This is a genomic window from Propionivibrio pelophilus DSM 12018, from assembly GCF_059569095.1.
Genome location: NZ_JCANUT010000003.1, coordinates 43,943 through 60,290, shown reverse-complemented (window position 1 = coordinate 60,290; position 16,348 = coordinate 43,943). Strand labels below are relative to the sequence as shown.

Genomic DNA, 16,348 nt, shown 5'->3' with positions numbered 1-16,348 from the left:
AATCAGGATTCAAGGAAATGTACGGCACCGACCGCACGCAGCCGGTCGGCCGCCTGTTCGGGCGTCAGGTCGCGCTGCGGTTCGGCGAGCATCTCGTAGCCCACCATGAACTTGCGCACACTCGCTGAACGCAACAACGGTGGGTAAAAATGCGCGTGCAGTTGCCAGTGCGCGTGATCCCCTCTGTTGAACGGCGCACCGTGCCAGCCCATCGAATACGGAAAGGAACACTGAAAGAGGTTGTCGTAACGGCTGGTCAGTTGCTTCATCGCCACGGCCAGGTCGTCCCGACGGACATCGTCGAGATCCGGCAGGCGCAGCGCCGGCGTCTTGGGCAACAACAGCGTCTCGAACGGCCACGCTGCCCAGTACGGCACGACAGCCAGCCAGAGTTCGGTTTCCACAACGACTCGTGGGCCACCAGCCTCAGCGTCGGCGTAGTCAAGCAGCAACGGCCGCCCGACCTTTGCAAAGTACTCCCACTGATGGCGATCCTCCGCCGCCGGCTCGTTGGGCACGAAACTGTTGGCCCAGATCTGGCCGTGCGGATGCGGGTTCGAGCAACCCATCATCGCCCCCTTGTTCTCGAAGACCTGCACCCAGGGGTAGGTCGCGCCGAGTTCGGTGGTCTGTTCGCACCAGGTGTCTATGACGCCGCGGATTGCCGGCAGCGGCAACTCGGGCAGACTCTTGCTGTGGTCGGGCGAGAAGCAGATCACGCGGCTGGTGCCGCGTGCGGTGGCGGACTGGAACAACGGACTGGTCGGCGCGGGCGCATCGGGCGCATCGGCGGTCAGCGCGGCGAAGTCGTTGGTAAACACGAAGGTGCCGGTGTAGTCGGGATTCGTTTCGTCGGTGACGCGCTTGTTGCCGGCACACAGATAGCACGCCGGGTCATGCGCCGGCCGGGCGGAGTGGTCGGGCGTTTCCTGCTGGCCCTGCCACGGGCGCTTGGCGCGGTGCGGGGAGACCAGCACCCAGGTGCCGGTCAGCGGGTTGAAGCGACGATGCGGATGGTCGGCGGGGTCGAACATGGAGGTTTTCCAGAGACGTTGAACGTTACCGGGCGGGGGCGCTTTCTTCTGCCGGTTTTTTCCAGTACGAGAAGATCGCGCCGAGGTTCGATCCGCCCTGTTCGAGCAGCCGCTGCATGAGGCAGAACGCGCAGAGCAGGACGCCGATGGCGATGCGCGTCCACCACGAGCTCAGCGAGCCGTCGAAGGCGATCAGCGACTGGATCACCCCGAGGATCATCACGCCGACCAGCGAGCCGGCGACGTAGCCGACGCCGCCGGTGAGCAGCGTGCCGCCGATCACCGCCGCGGCGATGGCATCCATCTCCAGGCCGAGCGCATGCAGGCCATAGCCGGAAAGCATGTAGAAGGTGACGAGCACGCCGCCGAGCGCGGAGCAGAAACCGCTCAGGGTGTAGACCAGGATCTTGGTGCGCCCGACCGGCAGGCCCATCAGCAGCGCCGAGCGTTCATTGCCGCCGATGGCGTAGACGGTGCGGCCGAAGCGCGTGTATTGCGCAAGAAAAATGGCCAGCGCCAACGTGAGGAGGGAAATGATGGCGCTGACCGAGAGGAAGGCTTCTTCGCCGAAACTGATGCGGTATTCTGAAATCGCCGCGTAGGTGGGGTCGGTAATGGCGATCGAATCGATGCTGATCACGTAGCACAGGCCGCGTGCGAGGAACATGCCGCCGAGCGTGACGATGAACGGCTGCATGCGGAAATAATGGATCAGCGATCCCGTCAGCAAGCCGAAGAGTGAGCCGATGGCCAGCACCAGCGGCACGACGACCCAGATGCTCCAGTGGTGCTGCTCGACGAGCGCTGCAGTGACCATCGTGGTCAGGGCGACGATGGAACCGACCGAGAGGTCGATGCCGCCGGTGAGGATCACGAAGGTCATGCCAATCGCCACGACGGCGACGAAGGCGTTGTCGATCAACAGGTTGAGGAACACCTGCACGGAAAAGAAGTTGTCGTAGGAGACCGAGCCGAAATCGAAGAGCAGCGCGAACAGGACGCTGGTGACGAGCAGCGGCAGGGTGCGGGTGTTGATTGTTCTGGCCAGGTTCATGCCGTTCCTCCAGTGCGTAGTGCATGTTTCAGCAACAGGTCGCGCAGGGCCGGCGACTGGATCAGGCAGACGCCGAAGACGACGATGGCCTTGACGACCATGTTGATCTCCGGCGGCACGCCGAGCGAGTAGATGGCGTAGGTCAGCGTCTGGATGATCAGCGCGCCGATCAGAGTGCCGATCAGGTAGAAGCGTCCGCCCGCCAGCGAGGTGCCGCCGAGAGCGACGGCGAGGATCGCGTCGAGTTCGAGCAGCAGGCCGGCGTTGTTGGCGTCGGCGCTCTTCACGTTGGAGGTGATGATCAGCGCGGCAATGCCCGCCGTCACCGCGCAGAAGGCGTAGACCCAGAACACCAGGGCGCGGGCGCTGATGCCGGAAAAGCGCGAGGCGACCGGGTTGATGCCGACAGATTCGATGAACAGGCCGAGCGCAGTGCGTTTGGTGAGCAGGAGCAGGACGGCGAGCACGACGGCGACGATGTACAGCGACACCGGGATACCGAAGATGAAGCCGTTGCCGATGAAGAAAAACGGCTCGTAGTACACCGTGACGATCTGCCCCTCGGTTATCAGCTGGGCGACACCCCGGCCGGCGACCATCAGGATCAGCGTGGCGACGATCGGCTGCATCCCGGCGCCGGCGACGAGCAGGCCGTTCCATAGGCCGCAGAGCAGGGCGACGGCCAGTGCCGCGACGATGGCCAGCGGCATCGGCACGTTCGAAACGTAGGTCTGCACACCGTCCTTGATCACCAGCGAGCCGCCGATCAGCGCGGCGACGACGGCGCCGGCGATGGCGACCGTGGCGCCGACCGAGATGTCGATGCCGCGCGTGGCGATCACCAGCGTCATGCCCATGGCGATCAGCATCAGCGGCGCGGCACGGTTGAGGATGTCGATCACGCTGCCGTAGAGGTGGCCGTCCTTGAGCTCGATGTCGAAGAAACCGGGGTTGAAATAGACGTTGGCCAGGCACAGCAGCACGAGCGTGACGCAGGGCCAGAACAGGTGGCTGCGGGTAAGTTGGCTGAGAGTGTTTTTCATCGTTATCTCGTCATTCCGGCGGAGGCCGGAATCCAGGTTTTCGGAGCACGCGCTGGATCCCGGCCTTCGCCGGGATGACGGTCGATGGGGCGTTGTTCGACGTTCATGCCTCGGCTCCCGCGATCATCCGGAACACGCTCTGTTCGTCGGCGGCCTTGCCGTCGATCTCGCCGACCTTCTGGCGGTCGCGCAGGACGGCGATGCGGTCGCTGACGCGCAACACCTCGCTCATCTCCGACGAGATGAACAGGATCGCCAGCCCCTTGCGGCATTGGGTCTTGACGAGTTCCATGATCTCCAGCTTGGCGGCGATGTCGATGCCGCGCGTCGGTTCGTCGAGGATCAGCATCTTCGGCTCGGTAGCCAGCCAGCGGGCGAGCAGCGCCTTCTGCTGATTGCCGCCGGAAAGCTGGCCGATCGGTTTCTCGGCGTCGGGGGTGCGGATGCCGAGCTGCTTGATGTACTCGTCGGCCATCGCTGTCTGCACACGTTTAGGCAGGTAGCGGAAGATGCCGCGCCGGGCCTGCAGCGCCAGGATGATGTTCTCGCGGATCGACAGGTCGGCGACGATGCCTTCGGTCTTGCGGTCTTCCGGACAGAAGGCGATGCCCTGCTGCACGGCCTTGCGCGGCGAATTGAGCCTGACCGGCGCGCCGTCGATGGCGATCGTTCCGGATTCGGCGCGGTCGATGCCGAAGAGCATGCGCGCCGTCTCGGTGCGGCCCGACCCGAGCAGGCCGCCGAGGCCGAGCACCTGGCCCTGGTAAATGTCGAGGTCGATCGGGTGCATCCGCCCCGCCGCGCCGAGGCCCTGCACCGATATGAACGGCCGGTCGGCCGGGTGGTCGGCGGAGGCGGCGCTTTTTGCTGCCTGTCCGGCTTCGTCGATGTCGCGGCCGACCATGGTGTTGATCAGTTCCAGCCGGCCGAGTTCGGCCGCCGGGTATTCGCCGATGAATTCGCCGTTGCGCAGCACGGTGATGCGGTCGGAGATGGCGTAGGTCTGGTCGAGGAAGTGGGTGACGAAGAGGATGGCGATCCCCTTGCGCTTCAGTTCGCGCAGGGCGTCGAACAGCCGTTCGACCTCGTCCTCGTCGAGGCTGGAGGTCGGTTCGTCGAGGATCAGCACCTGCGCCTCGGTGGATAGCGCGCGGGCGATGGCCACCATCTGCTGGATGGCGACCGGGAATTCGGACAAGGTGCGAGTGACGTCGATGTCGATGTTCAGGGCGAGCAGCGCCGTCCGGGCGTCGCGCTCGATGGCCTTCCAGTCGATCGCCAGCCCGCGCATCGGGAAACGGCCGATGAAGATGTTCTCGGCGACCGAGAGGTTGGGGCAGAGATTGACTTCCTGGAATACCGTGCTGATGCCGAGCTTCTGGGCATCATCGACCGATTCGGGCCGGATCGGCTGGCCTGTGAGCAGGATCTGCCCGGAATCGGGCGATTCGACACCGGTCAGCACCTTGATCAGCGTCGACTTGCCGGCACCGTTCTGGCCCATCAGGGCGTGCACTTCGCCGGGGAACAGGCGCAACCGTGCGTCGGTCAGCGCCTTGACTCCGGGAAACGACTTGCAGATGTCCTGCATTATCAGGACGGGGGTTGGACTCATTACCGCGGACTCCGTTGATCACAGAAAAGAGCACGTGGTGTTGTGCTCCGTCATCCCGGCGCGAGCCGGGATCCAGGCCGAACTTCGGAATCCTGGATTCCGGCGTTCGCCGGAATGACGAGGTACGTGAAACTCAGTACTTGCGGTTCGGGAATTCCTTGGCCGCGGTTTCCATCGGGAAGACGCCTTCCTCGGTGTTGATCCGCTTCGGCAGCTGCTTGCCGGCCTTTACGTCCTTGACGATGTTCATCAGTTGCGGCCCGAGCAGCGGGTTGCATTCGACGGAGACGTTGAGCTTGCCGGCCATCATCGCTTCGAAGGCGCCTTTCACGGCGTCGATCGAGATGATCGTGATGTCCTTGCCCGGCTTCATGCCAGCGGCCTCGATGGCCTGGATCGCGCCGATGGCCATGTCGTCGTTATGCGCGTACAGCACCTGGATGTTCTTGTCGGTCTTCAGGAAGGCCTCCATGACTTCCTTGCCCTTGGCGCGGGTGAAGTCGCCCGTCTGCGAGCGGGTGATCTTGAAGCGCGGCTCGGCCTTGATCACTTCCTCGAAGCCTTTCTTGCGCTCGATCGCCGGGGCGGAGCCGACGGTGCCCTGCAGTTCGACGATGTTGACGTCGCCCTGGCCCTTGGTGTTTTCCAGCATCCACTTGGCGGCCTTGCGCCCTTCCTCGGTGAAGTCAGAGCCGATCATCGTTACGTACAGCGACGGATCCTTGGTTTCGATGCTGCGGTCGGTAAGGATGACCGGGATCTTGGCGCGCTTTGCTTCCGCCAGTACCGTGTCCCAGCCGGTGGTGACGACGGGGGCGAAGGCGATGACGTCGACCTTCTGGGCGATGTAGCTGCGGATGGCCTTGATCTGGTTCTCCTGCTTCTGCTGCGCGTCGGAGAACTTCAGCTTGATCCCGGCGGCCTTGGCCGCCTCCTTGATCGAGCCGGTATTGGCCGTGCGCCATTCGCTCTCGGCACCGACCTGGGCGAAACCGAGGGTGAGGGCCGAGGCGCTGATGGGCATGGCGAGGGTACCGGCGACCAGCCCGGCGGCGATGGCGGAAATGACGGATCTTCTTGACGTACGCATGCTGACTCTCCTTATGCTTCTGGTTGGATTGAACTACCGTGTTTGCTAAAGGCACTGCATGAATCAAAAAACCGGGGTGCGGCTACATTCGCATCGATGGCTACGGTTGCCGCAGGCCGAAGGCCACCTCGTTCCAGCTGATTTCGTTCTTGAACGCGGGGATTTCAGTTTTCTCGTCGATCAGCAGGAATTCGATGCCGAAGATCTCCGCGAAGATGCGCAGATGCTCGGTCGTCACGCCCTGCGTGTAGACGGTGTGGTGCGCGCCGCCGGCGAGAATCCACGCTTCGGCGGCAACGTCGAGATTCGGCAGGGCCTTCCAGACCGCACGGGCGACCGGCAGCTTGGGAAGCGGCTGCGGCTGCGCGACCGTTTCGACGGCGTTCACGATCAGGCGGAAGCGGTTGCCCATGTCGATCAGGCTGGCGTTGAGCGCCCGGCCCGGACGCGCCGAGAACAGCATGCGCGCCGGATCGGCCTTGCCGCCGATGGAGAGCGGCTGCGCATCGAGCAGCGGGCGGGTGTCGTCGGCGATCGACGGGCAGACTTCGAGCATGTGCGCGCCGATCACCAGTTCGTTGCCCGGCGTGAAGTCGTAGGTGTAGTCCTCCATGAACGACGTGCCGCCCGGCAGGCCATGCGCCATGACCTTGACGGTGCGCAGCAGCGCGGCGGTTTTCCAGTCGCCTTCCGCAGCGAAGCCGAAGCCCTGTTGCATCAGGCGCTGTGCCGCCAGACCGGGGAGTTGCGTCAGGCCGTAGAGGTTCTCGAAGGTCGTGGTGAAGGCCTGGAAGCCGCCATCGACGAGGAATTTCTTGACGCCCAGTTCGATGCGTGCAGCGTCGAGCAGGTGCTGGCGTTTCTCCCCTCCTTTTTGTACCGCCGGTGCCAGGTCGTAGGTCGCCTCGTATTCTTCGATCAGTTGGGCCAGTTCGGCGTCGCTGACGGCGTCGACCACCTTGACGAGGTCGCCCAGCGCGTAACCGTTCACCGCGTAGCCGAAACGGATCTGCGCGGCGACCTTGTCGCCCTCGGTAACGGCGACTTCGCGCATGTTGTCGCCGAAGCGGGCGACCTTCATCCGGCGGCTGTCGTAGACCGCCGCGGCGACGCGGATCCAGCGGTCGATGCGGGCCTGTACCTGCGGGTTCTGCCAGTGGCCGACCACCACGCTGTACTGCTTGCGCATGCGCGCGCCGATGAAGCCGAACTCGCGGCCGCCGTGTGCCGCCTGGTTCAGGTTCATGAAGTCCATGTCCATGCTCTCCCACGGGATCGCGACATTGAACTGGGTGTGCAGCTGCATGAACGGCTTTTCGAGCACCGAGAGGCCGCCGATCCACATCTTGGCGGGCGAGAAGGTGTGCATCCAGGTGATCAGGCCGATGCAGTTCTCGGCATGATTGGCCTCGCGGCACAGCGCCACGATTTCGTCGGGGGTCTTTACCGTCGGCTTGAGCACCACCTTGACCGGGAATTTTCCCTCGGCGTTGAGCCCATCGACGACGACGCGGCTGTTTTCGGCGACCTGTTGCAGCGTCTTCGGACCATACAGATGCTGGCTGCCGACGACGAACCAGACTTCCAGTTGTTTGAAAAACTCCATGGTTTGGCTTCCTGTTTTTTCGGGGAAAGGGTTGTGTACGGGGTCAGGCGGCGGGTGTTGCCTGGCCGTAATAGGCGTTGGCACCGTGCTTGCGCAGGTAATGCTTGTCGAGCAGGTGGCCGGAGATCGGCGGATGGCACGGGCTGAGCATTTCGGTGTACAGCGCCATGCGCGCAACTTCTTCCAGTACCACCGCGTTGTGCACCGCGTCGTCGGGCGATTTGCCCCAGGCGAACGGGGCGTGCTCGCAGACCAGCATCCCCGGCACCTGCAGCGGATTGCGCCCGGCCAGCGTATCGACGATGACCTTGCCGGTGTTGGCCTCGTAGGCCTCGTCGATTTCCGCTTTCGTCAGCGGACGGGAGCAGGGGATTTCTCCGTAAAAGTAATCGGCATGGGTCGTGCCCAAGGCCGGAATCGGCCGCCCGGCCTGCGCCCAGGCGGTGGCGTGCGTCGAGTGGGTGTGGACGATGCCACCGATGCTCGGGCATTCGCGGTACAGCACGAGATGGGCCGGGGTGTCGGAGGATGGACGCAGCGTGCCGTCGATGATTTTCCCTTGCAGGTCGAGCACCACCATGTCGGTGACGCGCATCGTTTCGTAGCTGACGCCGCTGGGCTTGATTACCACCAGGCCGTGTTCGCGGTCGATGCCGCTGACATTGCCCCAGGTGAAGGTGACGAGGCCGTGTTTCGGCAGGTCGAGATTGGCGCAGAGGACTTCCTCGCGAAGTTTTTCGAGCAACATGGTCAGAGTCCTGCGGCGCCCGGGGCGTAAAGCGGTTCCGCCTGCGCGCACCAGTGCCGGTAGCGTTGATAGAGCGATTCGAAGGCCGCGGCGCCCTCTGCATCGGGGTGAAAGGTGCGTTCGATGCGGCTGGCCATCGCCTGCTGGGCCGTGGCGATGTCGGGGTGCTGGCCGGAGGCCACGGCGGCGAAGATTGCCGCGCCGAGCGCGCAGCATTGGTCGGAGGCGACGACGTCGATCGGCCGGTTCATCACGTCGGCGCAGACCTGCATGACCGTCGGCGACTTGCGGGCGATGCCGCCGAGGGCGACGACGTTTTCGACCGGCACGCCCTGATCGGTGAAGCATTCCATGATCGCCCGTGCGCCGAATGCCGTCGAGGCGATGAATCCACCGAAAAGCGTCGGCGCGTCGGTGCCGAGATTCAGGTCGGTGATCACGCCCTTCAGCCGCTGGTTGGCGAACGGCGTGCGCCGGCCGTTGAACCAATCGAGCACGACCGGCAGGTTGCGGTAGTCGATGCTGCCGGCCCAGCTTTCCGTGAGTGCCGGCAGGAGGTTGTCCTGTACCTGTTGCAATTGCGTGGCGATCTCCGGGTGATGGTGCGCCGCGTATTGCAGCGGCCAGCCGAGCAGTCGCGAGAACCAGGCGTACATGTCGCCGAAGGCCGATTGCCCGGCTTCCAGGCCGATCTTGCCGGGCAGCACGCTGCCGTCGACCTGGCCACAGATGCCTTCGATGGCACGGCCGCCGATCACGCTGGCGTCGGCGATCAGGATGTCGCAGGTCGAGGTGCCGATGACCTTGACCAGAGCATGGTCGCGCGCACCGGCGCCGACCGCGCCCATGTGGCAGTCGAAGGCGCCGCCGGAGACGATCACGCTTTCCGGCAGGCCGAGCCGCGCGGCCCACTCCGGGGTGATGCGCCCGACCGGCAGGTCGGCGGTATGGCTCTCGGTGAACAGCGGATACGCCAGCGTGTCGACCAGGCACCGGTCGAGTTCGGCAAGAAACTCACGGCCGGGCACGCCGCCCCATTCCGGGTGCCACAGGCTCTTGTGCCCGGCGGCGCAGCGCCCGCGGCGGATTTCGGCCGGGCGGGTGGTGCCGCTCAACAGTGCGGGCACCCAGTCGCACAGTTCGATCCAGCTTTTTGCGGCCGCGCGCACGGCGCTGTCCTCTCGCGAGACGTGGAGGATCTTGGCCCAGAACCATTCCGAGGAGTAGACGCCGCCGATGTAGCGGCTGTAGTCCGGGTACTTGCCGCTGTGGCAGAGCGCGGTGATCTCTTCGGCTTCGGCGATCGAGGTGTGGTCCTTCCACAGCACGAACATCGCGTTCGGGTTGTCGGCGAACTCCGGGCGAAGGGCCAGCACGTCGCCGTTTTCGTCGATCGGCGCGGGGGTCGAGGCGGTACTGTCCACGCCGATGCCGACGATCGTATCGCGTTGCGCCTCAGTCAGGAGGGAGGTCGCCTGGCGGACGGCCTCGGTCATCGACTCGATGTAGTCGAGCGGGTGATGGCGGAACAGGTTGGCCGCCGGGTTGGTGAAGCGGCCTTCGCTCCAGCGCGGGTAGTAGGTGACGGCGGTGGACAGTTCGTCGCCGCTCTCGCAGCCGACCGCCAGCGCCCTGACCGAATCGCTGCCGAAATCAAGACCGATGACAATCTTTTCCGCGATTTTTTCCGACATTTGACAATCCCTGGTTGGAAGAGGTGGTGCTGTTTTATGGATCGCACGATATGGATTAATTGCCTGTTTGCGTTAGGACAGGCTGGTCATTTATATGCACAGATGTGCTCAGCTGTTCAGGCTAATTGATTGAATGGGCACTGAATTTTTGAAAAACAGGTCGTAGATATGGATAATTATGCTTTTGTATCGGTTTCGTGGCAGTCGCTACTTCCATAAGCCAGCCCCTTGGATGTACCGTAGTTTCGTGACCGGGCGTAACGGTGTGTGACGGCTCAGGGGCGGGCGGGGACGGTGAATTTGTCCCTTGGCGATGCCGGCCAGGAGCGTTGCCTGCGTGTCCGGCTTAACAAGAAAAAGCAAGCAGACCGGCTGACGGGGCGCAGGATCCGTTTTCCCCGGGGGTAGGCATGGAGTCATGCAAATTGCTTCAGATGTTGGTCGTAGAAACGCATTGTCAACATTGTCAATTTTGCAAATTGAATAATTCGGAGAGGATCGTTATGCATAGAAGAACAATGATTGCCGCTTCGCTGTTGATCGGAGCGCTGGGGCTGTCTTCGGTCGTGCAAGCGCAGGACAAGGGAATGGTCGGGATATCCATGCCGACCAAGTCGTCGGCGCGCTGGATCTCGGACGGCGAGAGCATGGTCAAGTACTTCAAGGAAGCGGGCTACAAGACCGACCTGCAGTACGCCGAGGACGACATTCCCAACCAGCTCGCCCAGATCGAGAACCTCGTCACCAAGGGCGCCAAGGTGCTGGTGATCGCTGCCATCGATGGCACCACGCTGTCCGATGTGCTGCAGAAAGCGGCCGAAAGCGGCATCAAGACGATCGCCTACGATCGCCTGATCAAGAACTCGAAGAACGTCGACTACTACGCGACTTTCGACAACTTCCAGGTCGGCGTGCTGCAGGCCAATTCGCTGGTCGATGCGCTGAAGCTCAAGGAGGGCAAGGGGCCATTCAACATCGAACTGTTCGGCGGCTCGCCGGACGACAACAACGCTTATTTCTTCTACGACGGGGCGATGTCCGTGCTCAAGCCGTATCTGGACAGCGGCAAGCTTGTGGTGCGCAGCAAGCAGATGGGCATGGAAAAGGTCGGCACGTTGCGCTGGGACGGCGCGGTGGCGCAGGCGCGCATGGACAACCTGCTCTCGGCTTTCTACGGCAAGGACAAGGTGCACGCCGTGCTGTCGCCGTACGACGGTCTGTCGATCGGCATCCTCTCCTCACTGAAGGGCGTCGGTTACTGTTCGGCGGAGCAGCCCTGCCCGTACGTCAGCGGTCAGGACGCGGAAGCCCCGTCCATCAAGTCGATCCTGCGCGGCGAGCAATACTCGACGGTGTTCAAGGATACCCGCGAACTGGCCAAGGTGACGGTCAGCATGGTCGACGCGCTGCTCTCGGGCAAGCAACCGCCGATCAACGACACCAAGACCTACAACAATGGCGTGAAGGTGGTCCCCTCCTACCTGCTCAAGCCGGTCAGCGTGGACAAGAGCAACTGGAAACCGGTGCTGGTCGATAGCGGTTATTACAAGGAAAGCCAGCTGAAATAACCTGCGGTACGGAAAACGCGCCCCGTTCCGCGGGGCGTTTCGCTTCTGGCTGGCAGTCACGGACTGCCAGCCTTTTGCCTGAAACTGAGGAGAATCGGTGAGCGCGATTCTGGAAATGAGGGGAATCACCAAGCGTTTTCCGGGGGTTGTCGCCCTGAAGGACGTGAACCTGGCGGTACAGCCGGGAGAGATCCACGCCATCTGCGGTGAGAACGGGGCCGGAAAGTCGACCTTGATGAAGGTGTTGAGCGGGGTTTACCCGCACGGAACGTACGAGGGGGAAATCCGTTTCGAAGGAGACGAGCAGCGCTTCGGATCGATCCGCGACAGCGAGGACAAGGGCATCGCCATCATCCACCAGGAACTGGCGCTGGTGCCGCTGATGTCGATCGCCGAGAACATCTTTCTCGGCAACGAGCTTTCCCGCAAGGGCGTGATCGACAACGAGGCGACCCATCGCCGGACGGTCGAACTGCTGAAGCAGGTCGGGCTCGACGCGTCGCCCGAGGAGCTGATCACCAACCTCGGCGTCGGCAAGCAGCAGCTGGTCGAAATCGCCAAGGCGCTGGCCAAGGAGTGCAAGCTGCTGATCCTCGACGAGCCGACCGCCAGCCTGAACGAGAACGACAGCCAGGCGCTGCTCGACCTGCTGCTCGAATTCAAGGCGCAGGGCATGACGATGATCATGATCTCGCACAAGCTCAACGAGATCGCGCGCATCGCCGACTCGGTCACCGTCCTGCGCGACGGTTCGACCGTTCGCAGCATGGATTGCGTCGATACGCCGATCAACGAGGACGAGATCATCCGCCACATGGTCGGCCGTGAAATGGCCGACCGTTACCCGCACCGCGAGCCGAAGATCGGCGAGACGGTGTTCGAGGTCCGCGACTGGACGGTGTTCCACGAGCAGCACGCGGATCGCAAGTTCATCAAGGGCGTCAACTTCCACGTTCGCGCCGGAGAAATCCTCGGTATCGCCGGGTTGATGGGCGCCGGGCGCACCGAACTGGCGATGAGCATCTTCGGGCGCACCTACGGGCGCAACATCTCCGGCAAGGTGCTGCTGCACCGGCAGGAGGTCGACGTCAGCACCGTCGAGAAGGCCGTGAATCACGGCATCGCCTATGTCACCGAGGACCGCAAGGGCTATGGGCTGGTGCTGGAAAACGAGATCAAGCACAACATTTCGCTGGCCAATCTGCCCGGCGTGTCGAGGCGCGGGGTGATCGATGACGGCCGGGAGTACTCGGTGGCCCGGGACTTCCAGAGGAAGATGAACATCCGCTGCCCGGACGTCTTCCAGTACGTCGGCAACCTTTCGGGCGGCAACCAGCAGAAGGTGGTGCTCAGCAAATGGCTGTTCGCCGGTCCGGAGGTCTTGATCCTGGACGAGCCGACGCGGGGCATCGACGTCGGGGCGAAATACGAGATCTATTGCCTGATGGCCGAACTGGCCCGGGAGGGCAAGTGCATCATCCTGATCTCCTCGGAAATGCCCGAACTGCTCGGGATGGCCGACCGGCTCTACGTGATGAACGAAGGCGCGTTCGTTGCGGAAATGGATGTCGCGGACGCCACCCAGGAAAAAATCATGCGCGCAATCGTCAAGGCGGGGAAGAACTGAAATGAGCAGTGTCATGCAAGCGGTCGAGCCGACGACCGGGATCGTTTCGGCATCCGGTTTCATCAAGAAGAACCTGCGCGAGTACGGCATGCTGCTCTCGCTGGTCGCGATCATGGTGTTCTTCGAATACATGACCGACGGCACGCTGATGCAGCCGTTGAACCTGACCAATCTGGTGCTGCAGAACAGTTACATCGTGATCATGGCCCTGGGCATGCTGCTGGTGATCGTCGCCGGGCACATCGACCTGTCGGTCGGCTCGGTGGCCGGGTTCATCGGCGGACTTGCCGCCGTGCTGATGGTCGAGTACCACTGGCACTATCTGCCGGCGACGCTGGCGTGCCTCGCCGCCGGGGCGTTGATCGGCGGCATTCAGGGCTATTTCATCGCCTTCCACCGGATACCGGCCTTCATCGTCACGCTCGGCGGGATGCTGGTATTCCGCGGATTGGCGTTGTGGCTGCTGCATGGGCAGTCGGTCGGGCCGTTCCCGAAGGGCTTCCAGTTGCTCAGTTCCGGGTTCATCCCGGATCCGTTCGGTACCGACGGCCTGCGGATGACGTCGTTGCTGCTCGGCGCGGCGGTGGCACTCGGCTTTGTTTACATGAACCTCAAGGAGCGGGCCAACAAGATCCGCTACGGCGCGGCAGCCGAGCCGCTCGGTTTCCTGATCGGCAAGAACCTCGCCTTCGCGGCGGCGATCATCTATCTGTGTTACCTGCTGGCTTCGTACAAGGGCATGCCCAACGTGATGGTGATCATGTTCGCCCTGATGCTGTTCTACGATTTCGTCACCAACCGCACCACGATCGGCCGCCGCGTCTATGCCCTGGGTGGCAACGAGAAGGCGGCGCGGCTCTCGGGCATCAAGACTGACCGCCTGTCGTTCTACACCTTCGTCAACATGGGCGTCCTGGCTGCGCTGGCCGGGCTGGTTTTCGCCGCGCGCCTGAACACCGCGACGCCGAAGGCCGGCGTCGGCTTCGAACTGGACGTGATCGCTGCCTGCTTCATCGGCGGCGCGTCGGCCACCGGCGGCGTCGGCAAGGTAATGGGCGCGGTGATCGGCGCCTTCGTCATGGGCGTGATGAACAACGGCATGTCGATCCTCGGCATCGGCATCGACTGGCAGCAGGTGATCAAGGGCGTCGTGCTGGTGGCCGCCGTGTTCGTCGATGTGTATAACAAGAACAAGTGATCAGCGAACGGCCGATCTACCCGTGACGGAAGATTGAAATCGATGCGCCATCATCAGGAAGCCGGGCAGCAACTCAACCCGCTGTTACCGGGGTATTCGTTCAATATCTACCTCGTGGCCGGGATGACCCCGATCATCGAGAACGGCCCGCTCGACTTCTACATCGACCGCAAGAACGGGATGAGCGGCTTCATCATCAACATGACGGTGCAGGGGCGGGGCAAGGTCTTCGAGGGAGATGACGCGTTTTACTGCAACCCCGGCGACCTGCTGCTGTTCCCGCCCGAGGCACGGCATTTCTACGGGCGCGCCCCGGACAGCCCGGACTGGTACCACCGCTGGGTGTATTTCCGTCCGCGCGGGTTCTGGGCGCCCTGGCTGCAGTGGCGCGACCAAGTCAACAAGGTTGGGCGGATGACGCTCCCGAACGAAACGCTGGTGGCCGAATTCGATACACTGTTCCAGCAGATCGAGGAAACCTACAAGGCCGGGCGCCGCTCGTCCGAGGAACTGGCGCTCAACCTGCTCGAACGCCTGCTGATCCGCTGCTTCGAGGAAACGCCGGAGAACAGCAATGATCCGGTCGATCCGCGCATCGAGGAAGCGTGCCAGCACATATCGCGCAACCTGGCGGCGGACCTTACGCTGGAGGATGTCGCGCGCCATGTCTGCCTGTCGCCCTCCCGGCTGGCGCACCTGTTCCGCGACCAGATGGGGGTCAATCTGGTGCGCTGGCGGGAAGACCAGCGCATGATCCTGGCCAAGCATCTGCTGCATGCCACGCGTTTCCCGGTTGCCCGCGTGGCCAGCCTTGTCGGCTACGATGACCAGATGTATTTTTCACGGGTCTTCCGCAAGCGTGTCGGCAGCTGCCCGACCGATTTCCGCCGGACCAGCGAGGCGTCGCCGGCGCCGTGCGTCGTCCCCGATGAATTCTGGGGCGGCGAGGCGGGAATCGCCGCTCTGCGGGAAAACGACCCATTTCAGGAGAACGTTTGAATGAGTGCCCATGTCCGGTGTCCCGACGGCAATCCGCCGAATCTGATATCGATCGGCAGCGAATCGGGAATTCGGCTGGCCTTGATGGACTGGGGGGCGACGTGGCTTTCGTGCCGCGTTCCGGTGGCCGGAGCGACGCGCGAAGTGCTGCTCGGGTGCAGCCGGATCGAGGACTACTTTGTCCAGAAGGCCTTCCTCGGCGCGACGGTCGGGCGCTACGCCAACCGCATCGGCGGGGCGGAGTTTTCGGATGGCAGCCGGCTTTTTCATCTCATGCCGAACGAGGGGAGGAACCAGTTGCATGGCGGGCCTGAAGGATTCTGGAACCGCCGCTGGCAGATCGCCGAGTGTTCCGGCGAGCATGTGGTGATGAGCCTGGTTTCGCCGGACGGCGACCAGGGTTTCCCGGGAGCACTGCGCGTGTCGGTCTGCGTCCGGGTGCAGGGGGCATCGGCCGTCAGCATCGATTATGAAGCGAGCGTCGATGCGCCGTGTCCGGTCAATTTCACCAACCACGCCTACTTCAACCTTGATGGGGTGGTGAGCGACATCCGCCGTCACCGCCTGCAGATCAACGCCGGCCATTACCTCCCGGTGGGTCCGGAGCTGATCCCGACGGGCGATCTCGCGCTGGTTGAAGGGACGGGCTTCGACTTTCGCCGCGAGAAGCCGATCGGCCAGGATTTCCTGTGCGACGACCAGCAGCAGATCACTCGCGGTTACGATCACGCCTACCTGCTCGATCCCGAGTGCCCGATGCTGACCCGCGCCGCGGCGACACTGGTCGCCGGCGACGGCGCACTGGCGATGGATGTGTTCACCACCAAGCCGGCGCTGCAGTTCTACAGCGGCAACTACCTCGACGGCGTGCCGGCCCGGGATGGCGGCAGCCATGCCGCCTGTCAGGGCGTGGCGCTGGAAACCCAGTTCCTGCCGGACAGCCCGCATCATCCCGAATGGCCGCAGCCGAGTTGCTGGCTTCAACCGGGCGAAACCTATCGGCACAAGACCGTTTTGTCGTTCCGGGCAGGGTGACAAATCCAGCCTCGTAACGGGGGCTGAGTGGCCGAAA

General features: G+C 63.4%; 13 protein-coding genes. 5 read left to right on the top strand and 8 right to left on the bottom strand.

The features are described from left to right. Positions 1-2: 2 nt before the first annotated feature. The 8 genes from BO74_RS02725 to BO74_RS02690 form a co-directional block, all read right to left on the bottom strand. Positions 3-1,034, bottom strand: coding sequence for a UDP-glucose--hexose-1-phosphate uridylyltransferase (locus BO74_RS02725; RefSeq protein WP_496439823.1), 1,032 nt, complete (start codon positions 1,032-1,034; stop codon positions 3-5). Between the two features lie 25 nt (positions 1,035-1,059). Continuing rightward, positions 1,060-2,088 (bottom strand): galactofuranose ABC transporter, permease protein YjfF, encoded by a 1,029-nt coding sequence (yjfF, locus tag BO74_RS02720; RefSeq protein ID WP_496439822.1) that lies wholly within the window; start codon positions 2,086-2,088, stop codon positions 1,060-1,062. Beyond that, complete coding sequence (locus BO74_RS02715; protein WP_496439821.1) at positions 2,085-3,131, bottom strand: ABC transporter permease; 1,047 nt, start codon at positions 3,129-3,131, stop codon at positions 2,085-2,087. Before BO74_RS02715 ends, yjfF begins: the two co-directional genes overlap by 4 nt. Before the next feature lie 103 nt (positions 3,132-3,234). Further along, on the bottom strand, positions 3,235-4,746 hold the full coding sequence (locus tag BO74_RS02710) for a sugar ABC transporter ATP-binding protein (RefSeq protein ID WP_496439819.1): 1,512 nt from the start codon (positions 4,744-4,746) through the stop codon (positions 3,235-3,237). 133 nt (positions 4,747-4,879) lie between these two features. Next, entirely contained in the window at positions 4,880-5,836 is a 957-nt protein-coding gene (locus BO74_RS02705) for an ABC transporter substrate-binding protein (protein WP_496439818.1), read from the bottom strand. 100 nt (positions 5,837-5,936) lie between these two features. Continuing rightward, entirely contained in the window at positions 5,937-7,442 is a 1,506-nt protein-coding gene (araA, locus tag BO74_RS02700; RefSeq protein ID WP_496439816.1) for an L-arabinose isomerase, read from the bottom strand. Between the two features lie 43 nt (positions 7,443-7,485). Continuing rightward, positions 7,486-8,190: an L-ribulose-5-phosphate 4-epimerase gene (locus tag BO74_RS02695; protein ID WP_496439815.1), complete on the bottom strand. Its 705-nt coding sequence runs from the start codon at positions 8,188-8,190 to the stop codon at positions 7,486-7,488. 2 nt (positions 8,191-8,192) lie between these two features. Beyond that, a complete protein-coding gene (locus BO74_RS02690) occupies positions 8,193-9,884 on the bottom strand; it encodes a ribulokinase (RefSeq protein WP_496439813.1) in 1,692 nt (563 codons plus the stop codon). Positions 9,885-10,387: 503 nt separating this feature from the next. Here BO74_RS02690 and chvE point away from each other — a divergent pair. The 5 genes from chvE to galM all read left to right on the top strand — a co-directional run bounded on the left by chvE (position 10,388) and on the right by galM (position 16,311). Further along, on the top strand, positions 10,388-11,452 hold the full coding sequence (gene chvE, locus BO74_RS02685) for a multiple monosaccharide ABC transporter substrate-binding protein (RefSeq protein ID WP_496439812.1): 1,065 nt from the start codon (positions 10,388-10,390) through the stop codon (positions 11,450-11,452). A gap of 97 nt (positions 11,453-11,549) precedes the next feature. After that, positions 11,550-13,079, top strand: a complete 1,530-nt coding sequence (mmsA, locus tag BO74_RS02680) for a multiple monosaccharide ABC transporter ATP-binding protein (protein WP_496439811.1) — start codon at positions 11,550-11,552, stop codon at positions 13,077-13,079. Position 13,080: 1 nt separating this feature from the next. Beyond that, positions 13,081-14,277, top strand: coding sequence for a multiple monosaccharide ABC transporter permease (gene mmsB, locus BO74_RS02675; RefSeq protein WP_496439810.1), 1,197 nt, complete (start codon positions 13,081-13,083; stop codon positions 14,275-14,277). 42 nt (positions 14,278-14,319) lie between these two features. Next, a complete protein-coding gene (gene araC / locus BO74_RS02670) occupies positions 14,320-15,276 on the top strand; it encodes an arabinose operon transcriptional regulator AraC (RefSeq protein WP_496439809.1) in 957 nt (318 codons plus the stop codon). After that, on the top strand, positions 15,277-16,311 hold the full coding sequence (galM, locus tag BO74_RS02665) for a galactose-1-epimerase (RefSeq protein WP_496439808.1): 1,035 nt from the start codon (positions 15,277-15,279) through the stop codon (positions 16,309-16,311). The last annotated feature ends 37 nt before the right edge of the window (positions 16,312-16,348 follow it).

Bases quoted from the DNA above. Each gene is read 5' to 3' on its own strand.
- BO74_RS02725 (WP_496439823.1), bottom strand. From the start codon at position 1,034: ATGTTCGACCCCGCCGACCATCCGCATCGTCGCTTCAACCCGCTGACC.
- yjfF (WP_496439822.1), bottom strand. From the start codon at position 2,088: ATGAACCTGGCCAGAACAATCAACACCCGCACCCTGCCGCTGCTCGTC.
- BO74_RS02715 (WP_496439821.1), bottom strand. From the start codon at position 3,131: ATGAAAAACACTCTCAGCCAACTTACCCGCAGCCACCTGTTCTGGCCC.
- BO74_RS02710 (WP_496439819.1), bottom strand. From the start codon at position 4,746: ATGAGTCCAACCCCCGTCCTGATAATGCAGGACATCTGCAAGTCGTTT.
- BO74_RS02705 (WP_496439818.1), bottom strand. From the start codon at position 5,836: ATGCGTACGTCAAGAAGATCCGTCATTTCCGCCATCGCCGCCGGGCTG.
- araA (WP_496439816.1), bottom strand. From the start codon at position 7,442: ATGGAGTTTTTCAAACAACTGGAAGTCTGGTTCGTCGTCGGCAGCCAG.
- BO74_RS02695 (WP_496439815.1), bottom strand. From the start codon at position 8,190: ATGTTGCTCGAAAAACTTCGCGAGGAAGTCCTCTGCGCCAATCTCGAC.
- BO74_RS02690 (WP_496439813.1), bottom strand. From the start codon at position 9,884: ATGTCGGAAAAAATCGCGGAAAAGATTGTCATCGGTCTTGATTTCGGC.
- chvE (WP_496439812.1), top strand. From the start codon at position 10,388: ATGCATAGAAGAACAATGATTGCCGCTTCGCTGTTGATCGGAGCGCTG.
- mmsB (WP_496439810.1), top strand. From the start codon at position 13,081: ATGAGCAGTGTCATGCAAGCGGTCGAGCCGACGACCGGGATCGTTTCG.
- araC (WP_496439809.1), top strand. From the start codon at position 14,320: ATGCGCCATCATCAGGAAGCCGGGCAGCAACTCAACCCGCTGTTACCG.
- galM (WP_496439808.1), top strand. From the start codon at position 15,277: ATGAGTGCCCATGTCCGGTGTCCCGACGGCAATCCGCCGAATCTGATA.